Genomic DNA, 16,048 nt, shown 5'->3' with positions numbered 1-16,048 from the left:
CGGCGGCGAGCGCAGGATGCACTCGCCAGCCGGATTCGGAGCGGCGCTTGCCGCTCCTGGCGTACTCAGAGTACGCCGGCTTCCTTGTAGTAGCGCTCGGCGCCCGGATGCAGCGGGATCGGCAGGGCCTTGGTGGCGTTTTCCAGCTTGATGTCCTTGGCAGCCGAATGGGCCTTGGTCAGCTGATCGAGGTTTTCGAACAGCAGTTTGGTCATCTGATACGCCACGTCATCGGACACGCCTTCATGGGTCACCAGGATGTTGGTGATGGCCACGGTCGGTACGTCGGCTTCCTGGCCGTCATAGGTACCTGCCGGGATCATCGCCGACTGGTACGCCGGGTTGTTGATCTTGGTAACCACGTCTTGAGGAATCTCGACGTAGTTCAGCGGCATGGTCGATGACAGGTCACGGATCGCCGCCATGCCCAGGCCGGCGGACTGCAGGGTGGCATCCAGCTGACGGTTCTTGATCAGCTCAACGGACTCTGCGAACGGGAGGTACTCGACCTTGCCCATGTCCTCATAGCTCAGACCAGCGGCCTTGAGGATGGCGCGTGCATTGAGCTCGGTACCGGACTTCGGCGCGCCGACGGACAGCGATTTGCCCTTGAGGTCGGCCAGCGTCTTGATGCCGGACTCTTTGCTGGCAACGATCTGAATGTAGTTCGGGTAGCTGCCGCCGATGGCGCGCAACTTCTTCAGCGGAGCCTTGAAGCCGGCGTCTTCGACACCATTCCAGCCGTCTGCTACCGAATCACCAAGCGCGAGGCCCAGCTCACCGCGACCGGCTTGCAGCAGGTTGAGGTTTTCGACCGAAGCCTTGGTGGCCTGTACGGACGTTTTCGAGCCTTCGATGCCTTTGCTGTACAGCTGGGAGATGGCTACGCCGATTGGGTAGTAAACACCACTGGTGCCGCCAGTCAAGATATTGATGAACGTTGGCGCGGCAACGGCGGCGGTGCTGGCGGTGAATGCCGCTGCGGCAGCCAGCAGGGTGAAGTGTTTGGTCAATCTCATTGTGTTTCTCCGTTTCTTTGTTATTGGTTTTCGCAGAACTGACGATAGACGATCAGTTGCAGCCATTGTGCTGCAAGCGGACAAGGAAGGCGAAGACACACGGATAGACTTTCGCAATGGAAAGCGCAGGTGCGCTGTGCGGCTTTTCTTGTCATTGATCGCATCGGGCGATAATGACTTAGCACGAGCCATGCCATCACCGGCGATAGCTCTAGAAAGCCATTGCGCCATCGTTCTTGAACGCCTATGGGCGAAAAACTGCTTATCGGCGGTTATTTATAGGCGGATTTTCGCCTATTGCCGATTGAAGCTGGAAACTCTCGGGGTTACATGACGTCGCATAAGCACGTCCTTCCAGGCGAGGTGCAACATCATGGCAAGCGAAACCAGCGCGAAGGAGCTGGGTATCGACATCGAGAAAGGCGAGGGCGAACTGTTCAAGTGGTTCATTGCCAGCTTCCTGTTCGGCAAACGCATTCAGCAGGACATCGCCGCCGAGGCCTATCGGGTGATCGTCGACAAGCATGGGCGCGACACGCCGCGCAAGCTGTGCAACTGCAGCTGGCAGGAGCTGGTTAACATGCTGGGCGAGGCACATTACGTGCGCTACGACGAGTCGACGGCCGAGCGCCTGCTCAAGCTGTGCAACAAGCTCAACAGCGAATATGGCGGCAAGCTCGGCAACATCCATGAGCAGAGCGGGAATCGCAAAGATCTGGAGAAGCGCCTCGCCGAGTTCGAGGGGGTCGGGCCGAAAACTGTAGAAATATTCATGCGTGAAGCGGAGAAGGTCTGGTATTGAAAGCGCGGCATCGTCATCGCCATATCCAACCTAGCGCGCTGACGACCCGCCCCACTTGCGCCATGCGCTTATACGGTTACAGTGGCGCCAGCTCTCCTTGCGAACCGACCCATGCGCGCCATCCTTCTTGCGTTCAACCTGTTCCTGCCGCTGCTGGCCCTAGCCGGCCCGGCACCCTATTACCAATGGCAGAGCAAAGCAGACGCAACGGTGATTTGCCGGCAGACCTCTCCCGGACACGGTTGGGAGCTGCTCAATGGCCAGCCGTTCCGTGACCTCAATTGCACGCAGCCAGCCGCTCGGGTTGAGCGTCCCGCTGCTGTGCCGGGCTTCCGTCCACAGCCGGGGCGCTGACATCCAGGCCGATTTGGCGCATGGCGCTGCTCGCGTCCTGAACTGTGGAAATCATGGCTGATCTGACCGCTTACCTCGGCCTGTTCATCGCGGCCTTCGCCGCCGCCACGCTCATACCCGCGCAGTCGGAAGCCGTTCTGGTGGGGCTGCTGCTCGGTGGTAGCCTTTCGCCGGTAACGCTGTTGTGGGTGGCCACGCTCGGCAATGTGCTGGGCTCGCTGGTCAATTGGTTGCTCGGCCGCTTCGTCGAGCGATTACGCCACAAGCGCTGGTTCCCGCTAAATGATCAGCAGTTGGATAAAGCCCGGCGTAACTATCAACGCTACGGCCGCTGGTCGCTACTCCTGAGCTGGGTACCGATTATTGGCGATCCGTTGACGATCATCGCCGGTACCCTGCGTGAACCGCTGTGGAGTTTCCTGCTGCTGGTTACGCTGGCAAAGGGCGGCCGTTATCTACTGCTCGCTGGCGTCGCCCTCGAATGGTTGTAACGAGCAGGCATCGTTAACTTCAGCGTTACGAAACGCCTCTGCGCTTGATTGATGATCCCGAGGTCATCTCCCTACTGTGCACTCCACAAAGCGGAAACTGTGGAGTCAGCATGACAACAACAATATCCCCACCGCCGCAGTGGTCGCGCCGTCGTGCTGAGAAAGCCCGGCGTCTCGATCTGGTGCGCAACCTTGCCGACGGTGTGGTTCTTCCCACTGACAAGATCGTTGCGGCGCTCGAAGCCCTGATCGCACCCGGCGATCGCGTGGTGCTCGAGGGCAACAACCAGAAGCAGGCGGATTTCCTATCCCGCTCGCTGGCCCAGGCCGACCCCGGCAAACTTCACGATTTGCACATGATCATGCCCAGCGTCAGCCGCGCCGAGCATCTGGATCTCTTTGAACGGCAGATCGCGCGCAAGCTCGACTTCTCCTTTGCCGGCCCTCAGAGCCTGCGCATCAGTCAGCTGCTGGAAGACGGCCTGCTGGAAGTCGGCGCCATCCACACCTACATCGAACTTTATTCGCGCCTCTTGGTGGACCTGATCCCCAACGTCGCGCTGGTGGCGGGCTTCCAGGCCGATCGCCACGGCAACATCTACACCGGGCCGAGCACCGAAGACACGCCTGCCCTTGTGGAACCGACGGCCTTCAGCGATGGCATCGTCATCTTTCAGGTCAATGAGGTCGTCGACGAGCTGCCGCGTGTGGACATCCCGGCGAGCTGGGTCGATTTCGTCGTGGTGGCCGACAAGCCGTTCTACATCGAACCGCTGTTCACCCGCGACCCGCGCCACATCAAGTCGGTGCACGTGCTGATGGCGATGATGGCCATTCGCGGCATCTACGAAAAACACAACGTGCAGTCGCTCAACCACGGCATCGGCTTCAACACCGCCGCCATCGAGCTGATCCTGCCGACTTATGGCGAGTCGCTGGGGCTGAAAGGCAAAATCTGCCGCAACTGGACGCTCAACCCGCACCCGACGCTGATCCCGGCGATCGAGACTGGCTGGGTCGAGAGCGTGCACTGCTTCGGCACCGAACTCGGGATGGAAAACTATATCGCCCACCGCCCGGACGTCTTCTTCACTGGCCGCGACGGCTCGATGCGCTCCAACCGCATGATGTGCCAGCTCGCCGGCCAGTACGCGGTGGACCTGTTCATCGGCGCCACCCTGCAGGTCGATGGCGACGGTCACTCCTCTACTGTTACCCGTGGCCGCCTGGCCGGCTTTGGCGGCGCGCCGAACATGGGCCACGACCCACGCGGCCGTCGCCATCCGACGCCGGCCTGGCTGGACATGGCCATGCCTGGTGGCGAAGCCCCGGTAACCCTGCTCGAACGCGGCAAAAAGCTCGTGGTGCAGATGGTCGAGACGTTCCAGGAAGGCGGCAAACCCACCTTTGTCGAACAGCTCGACGCGGTGGAGGTGGCGAAGAAGAGCGGCATGCCGCTGGCGCCGATCATGATCTACGGCGACGACGTCACCCACCTGCTGACCGAGGAAGGCATCGCTTACCTGTACAAGGCGCGTTCGCTGGAAGAGCGCCAGGCGATGATTGCCGCGGTGGCCGGCGTCACCAGCATCGGTCTGCGGCATAACCCGAAAGACACCGAGCGCATGCGCCGTGAGGGTTTGATCGCGCTGCCGGAAGACCTCGGCATTCGTCGCAACGACGCCAGCCGTGAGCTGCTTGCGGCCAAGAGCATTGCCGAGCTGGTGGAGTGGTCCGGCGGCCTCTACAGCCCGCCTGCCAAGTTCAGGAGCTGGTGATGAGTGCACTCATAGCAAGACAAGAGCAGCCATCACCGGCCGAGCGCCTGGCCGATCTGGCGGTGCAGACGCTGATCGACGAGGCCGACCTGTCGCCCAAGCCGGGGCTGGTCGACCGGCGCGGCAACGGAGCGCACGGAGATCTGCACCTGGGGCTGATGCACGCTTCGGCTCATGCGCTGTGGCCGGCGTTCAAAGCGATGGCTGAAGCCGCACAGACCTTTGGCGAAGTTAGTCAGCCGTTGCGACAAAACCTTGGCCAACTGGGCCGCGACGGCGAAGCCGAGATGCTCCGCGTCGCCGCTGGCGTGAATACCCATCGTGGCGCGATCTGGGCGCTGGGGCTGCTCAGCGCAGCGGCGGCGCTGGAAGCCGACGCGCCTGACGCCCGAAGCGTTGCGGCAACGGCCGCTGCACTGGCGCGGTTGAGAGACCCGGCTGCGCCACACAACCCGGACAGCCACGGTGCACGGGTATGCCGTACTTATGGCGTGCTCGGTGCGCGGGAACAGGCACAGCACGGCTTTCCCGCCGTCATCGAACAAGGCCTGCCACAGCTGCTGGTGAGCCGCCGCAGCGGGGCGGGTGAGCAGAACGCCCGGCTCGATGCACTGCTGGCGATCATGAGCAGCCTGACCGATACTTGCGTGCTGCATCGCGCGGGGCTCGATGGGCTGAACCGCATGCAGCAGGGCGCCCGCGCCGTGCTCAATGCCGGTGGTGCCGCCAGCCTCGCCGGTCGCCGTCAATTGCGAGAATTGGATCGCGACATGCTCGCCCTAAACGCCTCGCCGGGCGGCGCCGCTGACCTCTTGGCTGCCACCTTATTCCTCGACCGTCTGACGCCCGCTGCGTCGGCGCCGACTGGGAGCAATTGAACATGGAAACCCTGTCTTTCGAATTCGCCGCCGGGCAGCCCGCCCGCGGCAAGGCCCTGGTCGGCGTGGTCGGCTCGGGCGATCTGGAAGTGCTGCTCGAGCCCGGCCAGGCCGGCAAGCTGGCAATCCAGGTGGTTACCTCGGTCAACGGTGCCGAGCAGCGCTGGAGGCACCTGTTCGAGCGAATGTTCCGCGAGCAGACGCCGCCGGCCTTGAACATCGACATTCACGATTTTGGGGCCACACCCGGCGTCGTTCGTTTGCGCCTGGAGCAGGGGTTGGAGGAGGTCGGCCATGACTGATTCGCCTGCTGACAATGTGGCCCGTTTACTCAAGTCGCGCAGCTTCGTCGAACTCGGCGCTCGCCAGCGTGCTCGCGCGCTGATGGATGAAGGCAGTTTTCGCGAACTGCTTGATCCCTTTGAACGCATCACCTCACCCTGGCTGCCGAAGCAGGGCATCGTCACCCAGTCCGATGACGGCGTGGTGGTCGCCAAGGGCACTCTCGACGGCCAACCGGCAGTAATCGCCGCCATTGAAGGCGCATTCCAGGGCGGCAGCATGGGTGAAGTCGGCGGCGCGAAGATCGCCGGCGCGCTGGAGCTGGCCATCGAAGACAACCGCAATGGCATCCCGACCCGCGCCGTGCTGCTGTTGGAAACCGGCGGTGTACGTCTGCAGGAAGCCAACCTGGGCCTGGCGGCCATCGCCGAGATCCAGGCGGCCATCGTCGAATTGCGTGACTACCAGCCAGTGATCGGCGTGGTCGCCGGCTCGGTCGGCTGCTTCGGCGGCATGTCCATCGCGGCTGGGCTGTGCAGCTACCTGGTCGCCACCCGCGAAGCCCGTATCGGCCTCAACGGCCCACAGGTGATCGAGCAGGAAGCCGGCATCGAAGAATACGATTCGCGCGACCGCCCGTTTATCTGGAGCCTGAGCGGCGGTGAGCAGCGTTATGCCAGCGGTCTGGTTGACGCCTATGTCGCCGACGATACCGATCTTATCCGCGAGAAGCTGCACACGCTGTTTGCTCTGGGCAAGCCTGCGCAGCCACGCAGTCGCCGTCATGCCTGGTTCCTGCAACGCCTGACAGGGTTGGATTCCCGCACGCAGCACGGTGCCGCCGCGGTGCGTGCCCTCTATGAAGGAGATGCCCAATGAGCCGCGGATTGATCTGGTTGCAAGCCTTGGCCGGCGGCCAAGTTCTCGCGGGGTATCCGCCGTCGGTAAAGGTCGTCGACGGAACGCTGGGCAATCGCGCCGCACGCTACATCGCCGTGGTGCCGGATGCCGAGAATCCGTTCCTTCGTGCCCGCAATGGCGAGGTCGGCCTGCTCGAAGGTTGGGGCCTGGGCAAAGCGGTGGACGAGGTGATCGAAGCCGATCGCGACAAGGCTGACAAGCGTGTGCTGGTGGCCGTGGTCGACGTGCCGAGCCAGGCCTATGGGCGCCGCGAGGAAGCCCTTGGCATTCATCAGGCACTCGCCGGGGCGGTGGATGGTTATGCCAGGGCGCGGCTGGCCGGCCATCCGGTGATCGCCCTGCTGGTGGGCAAAGCCATGTCCGGTGCCTTTCTCGCCCACGGCTACCAGGCCCAGCGGATCATCGCCCTGCGCGACCCGGGCGTGATGGTGCACGCCATGGGTAAGGCCGCCGCCGCGCGCATCACCCTGCGCAGTGTCGAGGAGCTCGAAGCGCTGGCGTCGAAACACCCACCGATGGCCTACGACATCGACAATTACGCCACCCTCGGCCTGCTCTGGGAAACCCTGTCGGTGGACGACATCGAGCAGCCGGCGGGTGATGACCTGCAGCGGGTGCGTGACTGCCTGCAAAAAGCCGTGGCTGACATCGGTAGCAGCACCGATCTGAGTGGCCGTCTCGGCGCGCCGAACCGCGAGGCATCACTACGGGTGCGGGAGCTATTGCGCGAACAATGGTAGACATTGCGCAGGGCGGTTAGCCGCTCTGCGCCGCTTCAGCTGTTCAGCGACTCGACAATGATGATTATGAGGACGCCGCTAATGCGTGAGGCTCCACTCGCTCATGACCTGCTGTGGGGCATGACCCCAGCCCATCTCCCGGCCGACGCACCCGCCTGGGCGCGTCAGGTGCTAATCGCCGGGCAGCCAGTGGTGGTGCGCCGGGCCATGGTGGCGAGCGGTCAGATAGCGGTGGGTCTGCGTGGCGCCAGCCGTGACCAACGTTTCGCTGCGGTGGTACCGGCGAGCGCTCTCGTGCGTTGCGTGCGCCCCGAACAGCTCGTCGAATCAGTGCCACCCGGCGGCCAGCCGGCACTGTGTGCGTTGGCGTTGCTGAAGCCCGCTCTAGACGGCCTGGGGCTACGTTGGGGCGTAACCGGTTCGGTCGGTTATCAACTGGCTACTGGGCTTGCGGTTGTCCATCCGCAAAGCGACCTAGATCTGCTGCTTCGCACGCCGACCGAGCTGTCGCGCCCTGCGGCGCGGGAACTGCTGGGTCTTCTGGAAAGCAGCCCATGCCGCGTGGACCTGCAACTGGAAACGCCGTCTGGCGCCATCGCCCTGCGTGAGTGGGCCGGTGACTCGGCCCGCGTTTTGCTCAAGTGCCCCACCGGCGCGCGGTTGATCGACAACCCATGGCAGCAGCAGGCGCAGGTCGCATGAGCAGCCTGTTCGCCTTTCCCGGACAGGGTGCGCAGAAACCCGGCATGCTGCATCGTCTTCCGCAGGAGCCGGACGTGCGGGAATGCCTTGACCAGGCAAGCGAGGCTCTGGGCGAAGATGCGCTGGCTCTGGACAGCGAACAGGCGCTGGTCTCCACCCGCGCCGTGCAACTCTGTTTGCTGATCGCCGGTGTCGCCGGGGCTCGGTTGCTGATGCGCGGCGGTCAGGTGCCCGACTATGTTGCGGGCCTGTCCATCGGCGCCTATGCCGCCGCGGTGGTGGCCGGTGCGCTGGATTATCGCGATGCCGTGCGGCTGGTCGCCCTGCGTGGCGAGCTGATGCAGAACGCTTATCCAGAGGGCTTCGGCATGACCGCAGTCATCGGCCTCGACCTGGGAACGGTCGAACGGCTACTCGCAGAAGTGCATGGCGAACAATCACCGGTGCACCTGGCTAACATCAACGCCGACAACCAGATCGTCATCGCCGGTGCAGACTCGGCCATGGCTGCGGTCGCACAGCGGGCACAGGCGTTGGGTGCCTCTTGCGTCAAGCGGCTCGCCGTGAGCGTGCCATCCCACAGTGCTTTGCTGGACACCCCGGCCGCGCAATTGGCCGAGGCCTTCACCCGCGTCGAGCTGCGCGCGCCACGTATCCGCTACCTGAGCAGCACCACGGCACGACCCATCGCCGATCCTGTGCGATTGCGCGATGATCTGGCCTTCAACATGTGCCGCGTCGTCGACTGGCACGGCACCCTGCGCACCGCCTACGAGCGCGGGGTACGGCTGCATATCGAACTGCCCCCGGGCTCGGTGCTGACCGGCCTGGCGCGGCGGGTTTTCGATCAAGGCACGCTGGTCGCTTTCGATGGCGCCCGGCTGGACACCCTGGACGCCTTGCTGCGTCAGGAAGCCGATCGAGCCGAGTAGAGATACAAAAGCGTATCTTGAGCCCCAATCGCACCGACACCGATTCTCGAAGTAGCTGCCTGCGAGGCCGCGCGCCCTTCAGCCGTCCTCGCTCTAACAGCGGCGCCTCATAGGTCTACCAACGCTCCTTCAGTGACATCTGACGAACCGGGCTGGTCGATGATTGCCATCGGATCTGCCGCTATTGCTCAGGGATTGGACTCAGTTCATCGCAGAAAAAACGGGCTTCCGAGGAAGCCCGCTATATGGCCGATGGGCCGAGGCCGACATCTTGCTCTAGAGCGCTTCGCCCATGACGTAGTCAGGCAGAACGGTCGCGATCTGTGGGAATAGGCACAGCACAATGATCGCCAGCACCATGACCAGTGCGTATGGGAGGGCGCCCCAAAGAATTTCCCGCGTCGGCACCTGGGGTGCGATGCCATTGATGACGAAAAGATTCAGGCCCAGCGGCGGGGTGATCAGGCCGATCTCCATGTTGATGGTCAGCACCACCGCGAACCAGTAGGGATCGAAGCCGGCCTGCACGACGATAGGGAACAGCAAAGGCGCGGACATCACGATGACGGCCACCGGCGGAAGGAACATCCCGGCCACCAGCAGGAACACGTTGATCACGCCCATCAGGACCCAGCGGTTGACCTCCAGACTGGCAATCGTCTCGGCCAGCGATTGAGTGATGTAGAGCGAAGACAATGCGAAGGCAAACAGCTCGGCGGAAGCCAGGATCATCATGATCATGACGCTTTCACGCATGCCGGAGCTGAAGATGTTGCGGAAGGTGCCCAGCTTGAACAGCCGGTAAGCCAGCACCACCACCACCAGCGTGAGCATGGCGCCGGCGCCCGCTGCTTCGGAAGGCGTGGCCACTCCGCCGTAAAGCACGTAAAGCACGCCGATGATGACCAGGATCAGCGGGAATATCCGCGGCAGCGCTGACAGCTTATCGCGCAAGCTGTAGTACACACCTTCGGTACCGAAGCGAAAGCCCTTGCGGCGGGCATCGATCATCGCCCAGCACATGAACATGGCGGTCAGCATCAGGCCCGGTAGAACCCCGGCGAGGAAAAGCCGGCCGATGGATGTTTCCGTGGCGATGCCGTAGATGATCATCGTCACCGACGGCGGCAGCAGGATGCCGAGCGTGCCGCCCGCGGCAATCGACCCGGTCGCCACCGAAGAGGGGTAGCCTCGGTTGATCATCTCAGGAATGCCCAGCTTGCCGATCGCAGCGCAAGTGGCCGGGCTCGAGCCGGTCATGCCGGAAAATACCGCACAGGCCCCGATGTTGGATAACACCAAGCCACCTGGAACCTTGTACATCCAGCGATCCAGTGCGCGATAAAGGTCGGCTCCGGCGGGGGTGCCGGCGACGATGGCGCCCATCAGCACGAACATAGGAATCGAGACGAATGCCAGATTGCCGATGCCAGCGAACATGGTTTCCGCCACAACGCCGATGACATCGGGCCCCATCGCCATGAACAGACCGCCCATGGCCGCCAGGCCGAGGGCAAAGGCGATCGGCATGCCGGTGGCCAGAAACAGGAGCAAGGCACAGATCAGAAGCGTACCTGCAAGGGTTGGAGTCATGGTGCTTCTCCCAGATTCTGGCGGCTGTGGCCGATGATTTCGTCTTTCGCGGCCGAGTCGCTTTGCTGCCCCGAGATCGCCAGCGCGGGGCATATCAGCTTCATCATCTCTACCACGTATTGCAGACACAGCAGGCCGAAGCCCACCAGCATGGGCGTTGCGGGAATCCACAGCGGTATGGCGGCAATCGTCGGGGTGGTCCAGCCGCCTTCCCAGGCCTCGTGCACGTAGATGACGCTCGCCACGGTCATCAGCACGCAGAACGTCAGGCCCAGCACCGCACCGAGCAGCTGCATGCGGCGTCGGTTTGGCGGGGACATCATCAACTCTACGACGTCGACGCCGACGTGGCCCTTCTTCATCAATACGTAAGGCGCACCGATGAATATCGCCGCGGTGGCGGCAAACACCACGACTTCGGTCTGCCAGACGGTGGGCGCTCTGAACAGGTAGCGCATCAGGATCATCTGACACATGACAACCATGGCGATGATCAACAGCAACACGGAGCTGACCCCACCGAGGCGCGACAGGGCCTCGATGGAGCGAATGAATCGTCTGGGCATGGGGACTCCTTTAAACCCGAGCCATAAAGCAGGAGCGCGGCGCGAGCTCGAACACAGCGAAGGCCGCTGAGGAAGCGGCCATGTGGTGCATCACTGCACGGCGAGTGCCTTGTCCAGAAGGTCTTGGCCGCCTTTGACTTTCTCTGCGAAGTACTTGTAGGAAGAGTCGCGCGCGACTTGCATCCAGGCGTCGTGTTCCTCTTTGCTCAGGCTCACGACCTTGACGCCGGCCTTGGAAAAGGTCTCGTTCATCCGCTGCTCGCCTTTGGGACCTTCCTCGGCGAAGTAGGCTTCGGCCTTGCTTGCTGCGGCGAGCATGGCTTCCTTTTGTTCCGGGGTGAACTTGTCGAAGGTGCGCTTGGAGATGAGGACGGGTTCATACATGAACCACAGGGCGTTTTCACCCGGCGCGGTCAGGCATTTCACCTGTTCATACAGGCGGTACGAGACGAAGCTGTCGTTCGATGTGTTGGCGGCGTCCAGTACGCCGGTCTGCATGCCGCTGTAGATCTCGGAGGACGGCATCGACGATATCGAGGCACCGGCGGCGGCGAGCATGTTTTCGAAGGCCGGCCCGGCGGCGCGGATGACCTGGCCCTTGATGGTGTCGGGCGAAGTAATGCAGCTTTCCTTGGAGGCGAACCCACCGGCCAGCCAGGCATCGGCCAGGATGATCGCGCCGTTCTTCTCGGCAATCGCGTGTATTTCCTTGATGAAGTCCGACTCGTTCAGGCGCTGGGCGTGGTCATAGTTCTTCACCAGCCCGGGCATCAGTGTGGCGGAGAATTGCGGTACACGGCCGGACGCGTAATCCAGCGGCAGGGCCGTCATGTCGAGCTGCCCTCGGGTCAGGGCGCCCCATTGCTCAGTGGCCTTGTACAAGGACGACGCAGGATAGATCTGAACCTTCAGACCGACATTGGCGGCGGCAACTTCGCGGGCGATGATCTGCACCATTTCGTCGCGGGGGTCGCCCTGGTTGCCGGGAAACTGGTGGGACGCGCGCAGTACGGTTTCGGCGAAACTGGGCATGCTGGCGACCAGCATTGCAGCTACAACCGACGTACGGAGTAGGGCTTTCATTGGAATTCTCCTAGATTGACACTTCAGAACCGCGCGACGCGGCTCATAGTTATTTTTATTACGTCACAGGAATTTCTTCTTGTTATCCGAGCTTCCTTGCTTGGGTGAAATGCAGGCTAGCGTGCACGGGGAGGTGGATCAATTAAGACCTCCCTAGCATCGTTACGACTAAGTTAATGATTGCTGGAAGGCTCCGGAAGAGCCGGCGATCTGGACCGATACATGCGGCATTCCGCAACCAGCGCGAGCAGGTTGGGGTCGCGCTCCTTGGCCTTCAGGAACACCACGCCGATCTGCTGTTGCAAGCGGTATTTGCTTTGCAAGGGAATCAGCCGGATGCGGTTTTCGTACACCGCCGCGACGCGCCCGGGAAGCAGGGCGTAGCCGACGCCGGAGCTGACCATGCTGAGCAGGGTGAAAATGTCGTTGACTTGCATGCCCACGTTCGGCTTGAAGCCCGCCTGCTCAAATACCCGAGCACTGTCGCGATGGGTGGCGAAGCCCTGGGTAAGGGTAATGAAGGTGGCATCTCGCAGCTCGCCCAGATCGACCTCCGCTTGCTCGGCAAAGGGAGAATCGGTGGGTACGGCCAGAAAGATGTCATCGGCGAACAGCAGCAACTGCTCGCAGTCGATATTGATGAGGCTGTCGTCGAGGGAGATCAGGACGGCGTCCAGCTCCATGTTTTTCAGCTTGTAGAGCAAGTCGACATTGGAGCCGAGGATCAGGTCGATATTCAGCTCGCTGCGGCGCAGCTTGAGCCCCATGATCAGCTGCGGAACCGTCTTCACGGTCAATGAGTACAACGCGCCGAGCTTGAACCGTTCCGCCGAGAAGCCGGCCGCCTCACGCGTCTGCCGGACAGTTTCGACGACGTCCTTGATCAAATGCTGGGCTCGCTCCTCCAGCACGAAGGCGCTTTCCATCGGGATGAGGTTGCGTCCCTCACGCCTGAATAGCGGGCAGCGCAGCGCACTCTCCAATGAATGGATGGCACGGTGAACGCTGACGTTGCTGGTGTTCAGGTCGGCGGCTGCCTTGCTCAAATTTCCGCTGTGCATGAAGGCCAGAAACACTTCCAGCTTTTTCAGGGTGAGTTCTTCGTCGATCTGCATGGGCCGGCACTCCAGAAGGGAGTGGATTATGCCTACGCCAACCTGCTTCGGGCTCGATTGTCGGAGGCGGACGATGCGCGATTTAACAAAGCGCGATGCCTACCGGACCGGTGTGACCTTGCGTGCACAACGCATGGGCGTGCAACGTGTTCCATGCAAGTCGCATGACGCTCGTGAACAAGTAAATTTATAAGTTGTTGAATATAAAGATAAAAATGTTTGCCAGCATGATGGCACGTTCGATGCTCTGGTTGTGTGTTGCCGCTTGGCAAACGCTCACAACAATCGACGTCGGCAGGACGGACGCTCCCGCCGAGGATATGGAACGAAATGGATAACAGGCTGAACAGCAACACGCAGATATGGGCCGATGGGTATTCCTTCAGGGAGGTCTCCGAGACGCTGCTGATGGCTCTGGGAATTCGATCAGACGACCCTGATGCTGGGAAATCGGAACTTGGCCGAGTTGAGCCGGCCGCCTCGACGGCCCAGGATTTGACCGACGCGGAGGTGGACCGGTAGCCGGGCTCGGTTGAGCAGGTGCCGCTACTTGCGCTGAACCGCTGATCGAAAGCCGATCGCCTTGGCCATCTTCTAGACCGAGGCAGCCGCGACCGATCAGGCTCCAGTGGGCGGAAACCTGCACCTAGGGGCCGGCCGGCACGATAGCCACGCAAGCAAGCTGCACAGGGTGGGGTCGAGCGGCGCTCCGCTTCAGCCCACCAAAGCGGCGAGTCTTGAGCTGCGGGGCCCTGGGCGGCCGGCCATGACTGGCTATTGAGCCAGCTGGCCCAGGATGCGGTAAGCGAGCTTCACCCGCTCCTCGTTCGGGTAGTACCGGTTGGCCAGGATGACGATGCCCAGCTGCCTGGCGGGTATGAAGGCTACGTAGGCACCGAATCCGTTGGTTGAGCCGGTCTTGTTGACCCAGGCATCGGTCTGCGGCTGCAGGGGCAGGGAGATTGGCTTCACGGGCTGGCTTTCGAGCACCATCTTGCTGCCATTGCCGACCAACAGATCGTCCAACGCTACCGGGTACTCGTACTGCTCCCATACCAACGCCTGAGTCATGGCGCCGACCTGGTAATAGCCGGTTCGGGTCGTCTTTATCGCCTGTCTGACCAAGCTGTCCGTTTCGACAGCGCCGAGCTGCGCTTCGATGAAGTGCAGCAGATCCTGGCTGGTGGTTTTCGCGCCGTAGGCTTCGTTAGCGAGCAGCGCGGGGTTCAGCCTGACCGGATCGCCATCCTTGTTGTAGCCCTGGGCATAGCGCGCCATCTCGCTTGAAGGCACGTCGATGAAGGTGTTGCGCATCCCGAGCTTCGGTAGCAGCTGGGTCTGCAAGGCGTCGACATACGAAAGTCCCAGGCTGCTGGCCGCCGCCATGCCCAACAGACCCATGCCGGGATTGGCGTAGGTATGCCGTGTGCCCGGTGCGTAGTGTGGCTGCCAGGCTCTGAAGTAATTCGTCAGTTGCCGGTCGTTGCGGATATCGTCGGGCAGTTGCAACGGGAAATCACCGGCCGTATGGGTGGCCAAGTCGATCAGGGTGATCTGGTCGAGCTTGCTGCCTTGCAGGGTGGGCAGATAGCGAGTGGGACTGTCGGTGAGTGAAAGCTTGCCCTGGGCTTCGGCATAGGCAGCCAGGGTGGCCGTCAGCGTCTTGCTGACCGAGCCGATCTCGAACAGGGTTTCGCGAGTCACGGCCTGCTGCGTCGCGTTCGAGGCTACACCGTAGTTATAAAAGTACTGCTTGCCTTGCACCGTCACCGCGATGGCCAGACCCGGAATGGCGTACTGCGCCATCAGGGTCTGGGCGGCGTCTGCCACGGTTGCATCGATGGGGTCGTGTTCGGTATCGGCCACGGTCGTGCAACTGAACGCCAACGCTACCGCGACGGCTAACCACCGCCCCCGGCATGTGCAAAGCGAATGCATCGCGGATTCTCGATATCACCTGAAGGAATTGAAACCTACCACCCGGCAGCCGCTTGCAGAAGCGTTGCGGCTACGTGGTGGGACTGATCATCCGTTCGGTGATGACGTATGGCTCAACGCTTAGCCTACCGTGATGTCCAGCGTACCGATGCCTTGTACGCCGCCGCTCAGATGTTCGCCGCGTTGCACCGGTCCGACGCCCGCCGGGGTGCCGGTCATGATCAGGTCGCCGGGCTCGAGCACGAACAGCCGCGACAGGTAGGCGACCACTTCCGGCACGCTCCAGATCAGCTCTGCCAAGTCGCCTTCCTGGCGGGTTTCGCCATTGATCTCGAGCCAGATGCGACCCTCGGTCGGATGACCGATTTTCTCAGCCGGCACCAGCGCCGAGCAGGGTGCCGCATGATCGAAGCTTTTCGCGACCGCCCACGGGCGGCCCATCTTTTTCGCTTCGGCTTGCAGGTCGCGGCGGGTCATGTCCAGCCCCACGGCGTAACCGTAGACATGTTCGAGCGCCTGCTCGACCGGAATGTCGGCACCGCCGCGGCCGATGGCCACGACCATCTCGATCTCGTGATGAACGCTTTCGGTGCCTGTCGGGTAGGGGAATACGCTGCCGTCCGGCAGCAGGCTGTCCGGGTGTTTGGTGAAAAAGAAGGGTGGTTCGCGGTCTGGGTCGTGGCCCATTTCACGCGCGTGTTCGGCGTAGTTACGGCCGACGCAATACACGCGCCGCACCGGGAAGCGCTGGTCGCTATCCGCAATGGCGAGGCTGGGGATGCTCGGGGTGAAGAGGTAGTCGTTCTGGTCAATCGAATTCACGTTGCAGACTCCGGGTTCTTGTTACCGATGTT

Annotated in this window: 17 protein-coding genes; 10 read left to right on the top strand and 7 right to left on the bottom strand. The window is 62.3% G+C overall.

Features of this window, described 5'->3' with window-relative positions:
• Positions 1–65 precede the first annotated feature (65 nt).
• Positions 66–1,019: a TAXI family TRAP transporter solute-binding subunit gene (locus CH92_RS21135; protein ID WP_025243756.1), complete on the bottom strand. Its 954-nt coding sequence runs from the start codon at positions 1,017–1,019 to the stop codon at positions 66–68.
• A 373-nt stretch (positions 1,020–1,392) separates the two neighbouring features.
• On the opposite strand from CH92_RS21135, the gene CH92_RS21130 reads away from it, so the two are divergent.
• From CH92_RS21130 to mdcH, 10 genes are all read left to right on the top strand, one after another.
• Positions 1,393–1,821, top strand: a complete 429-nt coding sequence (locus tag CH92_RS21130; protein WP_025243755.1) for a DNA methylase — start codon at positions 1,393–1,395, stop codon at positions 1,819–1,821.
• A gap of 111 nt (positions 1,822–1,932) precedes the next feature.
• Positions 1,933–2,175, top strand: a complete 243-nt coding sequence (locus tag CH92_RS21125) for a hypothetical protein (RefSeq protein WP_025243754.1) — start codon at positions 1,933–1,935, stop codon at positions 2,173–2,175.
• 53 nt (positions 2,176–2,228) lie between these two features.
• Complete coding sequence (locus tag CH92_RS21120; protein ID WP_025243753.1) at positions 2,229–2,666, top strand: YqaA family protein; 438 nt, start codon at positions 2,229–2,231, stop codon at positions 2,664–2,666.
• A gap of 110 nt (positions 2,667–2,776) precedes the next feature.
• A complete protein-coding gene (gene mdcA, locus CH92_RS21115) occupies positions 2,777–4,444 on the top strand; it encodes a malonate decarboxylase subunit alpha (RefSeq protein WP_025243752.1) in 1,668 nt (555 codons plus the stop codon).
• Complete coding sequence (locus CH92_RS21110) at positions 4,444–5,322, top strand: triphosphoribosyl-dephospho-CoA synthase (RefSeq protein ID WP_025243751.1); 879 nt, start codon at positions 4,444–4,446, stop codon at positions 5,320–5,322. The genes mdcA and CH92_RS21110 overlap by 1 nt, the downstream gene beginning before the upstream one ends.
• Positions 5,323–5,324: 2 nt before the next feature.
• The gene (locus tag CH92_RS21105; protein ID WP_025243750.1) at positions 5,325–5,624 is read left to right on the top strand and encodes a malonate decarboxylase subunit delta; all 300 of its coding nucleotides are present in this window, start codon (positions 5,325–5,327) and stop codon (positions 5,622–5,624) included.
• Positions 5,617–6,483 carry a biotin-independent malonate decarboxylase subunit beta gene (locus tag CH92_RS21100; protein ID WP_025243749.1) on the top strand — a complete coding sequence of 289 codons (867 nt, stop codon included), beginning with the start codon at positions 5,617–5,619 and terminating at the stop codon, positions 6,481–6,483. Before CH92_RS21105 ends, CH92_RS21100 begins: the two co-directional genes overlap by 8 nt.
• Complete coding sequence (gene mdcE, locus CH92_RS21095) at positions 6,480–7,265, top strand: biotin-independent malonate decarboxylase subunit gamma (protein ID WP_025243748.1); 786 nt, start codon at positions 6,480–6,482, stop codon at positions 7,263–7,265. Before CH92_RS21100 ends, mdcE begins: the two co-directional genes overlap by 4 nt.
• An 81-nt stretch (positions 7,266–7,346) precedes the next feature.
• Positions 7,347–7,967 carry a malonate decarboxylase holo-ACP synthase gene (locus tag CH92_RS21090; RefSeq protein WP_025243747.1) on the top strand — a complete coding sequence of 207 codons (621 nt, stop codon included), beginning with the start codon at positions 7,347–7,349 and terminating at the stop codon, positions 7,965–7,967.
• The gene (mdcH, locus tag CH92_RS21085) at positions 7,964–8,899 is read left to right on the top strand and encodes a malonate decarboxylase subunit epsilon (protein ID WP_025243746.1); all 936 of its coding nucleotides are present in this window, start codon (positions 7,964–7,966) and stop codon (positions 8,897–8,899) included. The genes CH92_RS21090 and mdcH overlap by 4 nt, the downstream gene beginning before the upstream one ends.
• A 276-nt stretch (positions 8,900–9,175) precedes the next feature.
• On the opposite strand, the gene CH92_RS21080 is transcribed toward mdcH, so the two are convergent.
• The 6 genes from CH92_RS21080 to CH92_RS21050 form a co-directional block, all read right to left on the bottom strand.
• The gene (locus CH92_RS21080) at positions 9,176–10,492 is read right to left on the bottom strand and encodes a TRAP transporter large permease (RefSeq protein ID WP_025243745.1); all 1,317 of its coding nucleotides are present in this window, start codon (positions 10,490–10,492) and stop codon (positions 9,176–9,178) included.
• A complete protein-coding gene (locus CH92_RS21075) occupies positions 10,489–11,058 on the bottom strand; it encodes a TRAP transporter small permease subunit (protein ID WP_025243744.1) in 570 nt (189 codons plus the stop codon). Before CH92_RS21075 ends, CH92_RS21080 begins: the two co-directional genes overlap by 4 nt.
• 90 nt (positions 11,059–11,148) lie before the next feature.
• A complete protein-coding gene (dctP, locus tag CH92_RS21070) occupies positions 11,149–12,141 on the bottom strand; it encodes a TRAP transporter substrate-binding protein DctP (RefSeq protein WP_025243743.1) in 993 nt (330 codons plus the stop codon).
• A gap of 173 nt (positions 12,142–12,314) precedes the next feature.
• Positions 12,315–13,256, bottom strand: coding sequence for a LysR family transcriptional regulator (locus tag CH92_RS21065; protein WP_025243742.1), 942 nt, complete (start codon positions 13,254–13,256; stop codon positions 12,315–12,317).
• Between the two features lie 774 nt (positions 13,257–14,030).
• Positions 14,031–15,194 (bottom strand): class C beta-lactamase, encoded by a 1,164-nt coding sequence (gene ampC, locus CH92_RS21055; protein ID WP_025243740.1) that lies wholly within the window; start codon positions 15,192–15,194, stop codon positions 14,031–14,033.
• 120 nt (positions 15,195–15,314) lie between these two features.
• Positions 15,315–16,016 carry a fumarylacetoacetate hydrolase family protein gene (locus CH92_RS21050; protein ID WP_025243739.1) on the bottom strand — a complete coding sequence of 234 codons (702 nt, stop codon included), beginning with the start codon at positions 16,014–16,016 and terminating at the stop codon, positions 15,315–15,317.
• Positions 16,017–16,048: the final 32 nt, after the last annotated feature.

The sequence above is a fragment of the Stutzerimonas stutzeri genome (assembly GCF_000590475.1).
GTDB classification, from domain to species: domain Bacteria; phylum Pseudomonadota; class Gammaproteobacteria; order Pseudomonadales; family Pseudomonadaceae; genus Stutzerimonas; species Stutzerimonas stutzeri_D.
This window is presented reverse-complemented; position numbering and strand designations above follow the sequence as displayed.

Bases quoted from the DNA above. Each gene is read 5' to 3' on its own strand.
- CH92_RS21105 (WP_025243750.1), top strand. From the start codon at position 5,325: ATGGAAACCCTGTCTTTCGAATTCGCCGCCGGGCAGCCCGCCCGCGGC.
- ampC (WP_025243740.1), bottom strand. From the start codon at position 15,194: ATGCATTCGCTTTGCACATGCCGGGGGCGGTGGTTAGCCGTCGCGGTA.
- CH92_RS21110 (WP_025243751.1), top strand. From the start codon at position 4,444: ATGAGTGCACTCATAGCAAGACAAGAGCAGCCATCACCGGCCGAGCGC.
- CH92_RS21125 (WP_025243754.1), top strand. From the start codon at position 1,933: ATGCGCGCCATCCTTCTTGCGTTCAACCTGTTCCTGCCGCTGCTGGCC.
- CH92_RS21075 (WP_025243744.1), bottom strand. From the start codon at position 11,058: ATGCCCAGACGATTCATTCGCTCCATCGAGGCCCTGTCGCGCCTCGGT.
- dctP (WP_025243743.1), bottom strand. From the start codon at position 12,141: ATGAAAGCCCTACTCCGTACGTCGGTTGTAGCTGCAATGCTGGTCGCC.
- CH92_RS21100 (WP_025243749.1), top strand. From the start codon at position 5,617: ATGACTGATTCGCCTGCTGACAATGTGGCCCGTTTACTCAAGTCGCGC.
- mdcH (WP_025243746.1), top strand. From the start codon at position 7,964: ATGAGCAGCCTGTTCGCCTTTCCCGGACAGGGTGCGCAGAAACCCGGC.
- CH92_RS21120 (WP_025243753.1), top strand. From the start codon at position 2,229: ATGGCTGATCTGACCGCTTACCTCGGCCTGTTCATCGCGGCCTTCGCC.
- mdcA (WP_025243752.1), top strand. From the start codon at position 2,777: ATGACAACAACAATATCCCCACCGCCGCAGTGGTCGCGCCGTCGTGCT.
- CH92_RS21080 (WP_025243745.1), bottom strand. From the start codon at position 10,492: ATGACTCCAACCCTTGCAGGTACGCTTCTGATCTGTGCCTTGCTCCTG.
- CH92_RS21135 (WP_025243756.1), bottom strand. From the start codon at position 1,019: ATGAGATTGACCAAACACTTCACCCTGCTGGCTGCCGCAGCGGCATTC.
- mdcE (WP_025243748.1), top strand. From the start codon at position 6,480: ATGAGCCGCGGATTGATCTGGTTGCAAGCCTTGGCCGGCGGCCAAGTT.
- CH92_RS21090 (WP_025243747.1), top strand. From the start codon at position 7,347: ATGCGTGAGGCTCCACTCGCTCATGACCTGCTGTGGGGCATGACCCCA.
- CH92_RS21130 (WP_025243755.1), top strand. From the start codon at position 1,393: ATGGCAAGCGAAACCAGCGCGAAGGAGCTGGGTATCGACATCGAGAAA.
- CH92_RS21065 (WP_025243742.1), bottom strand. From the start codon at position 13,256: ATGCAGATCGACGAAGAACTCACCCTGAAAAAGCTGGAAGTGTTTCTG.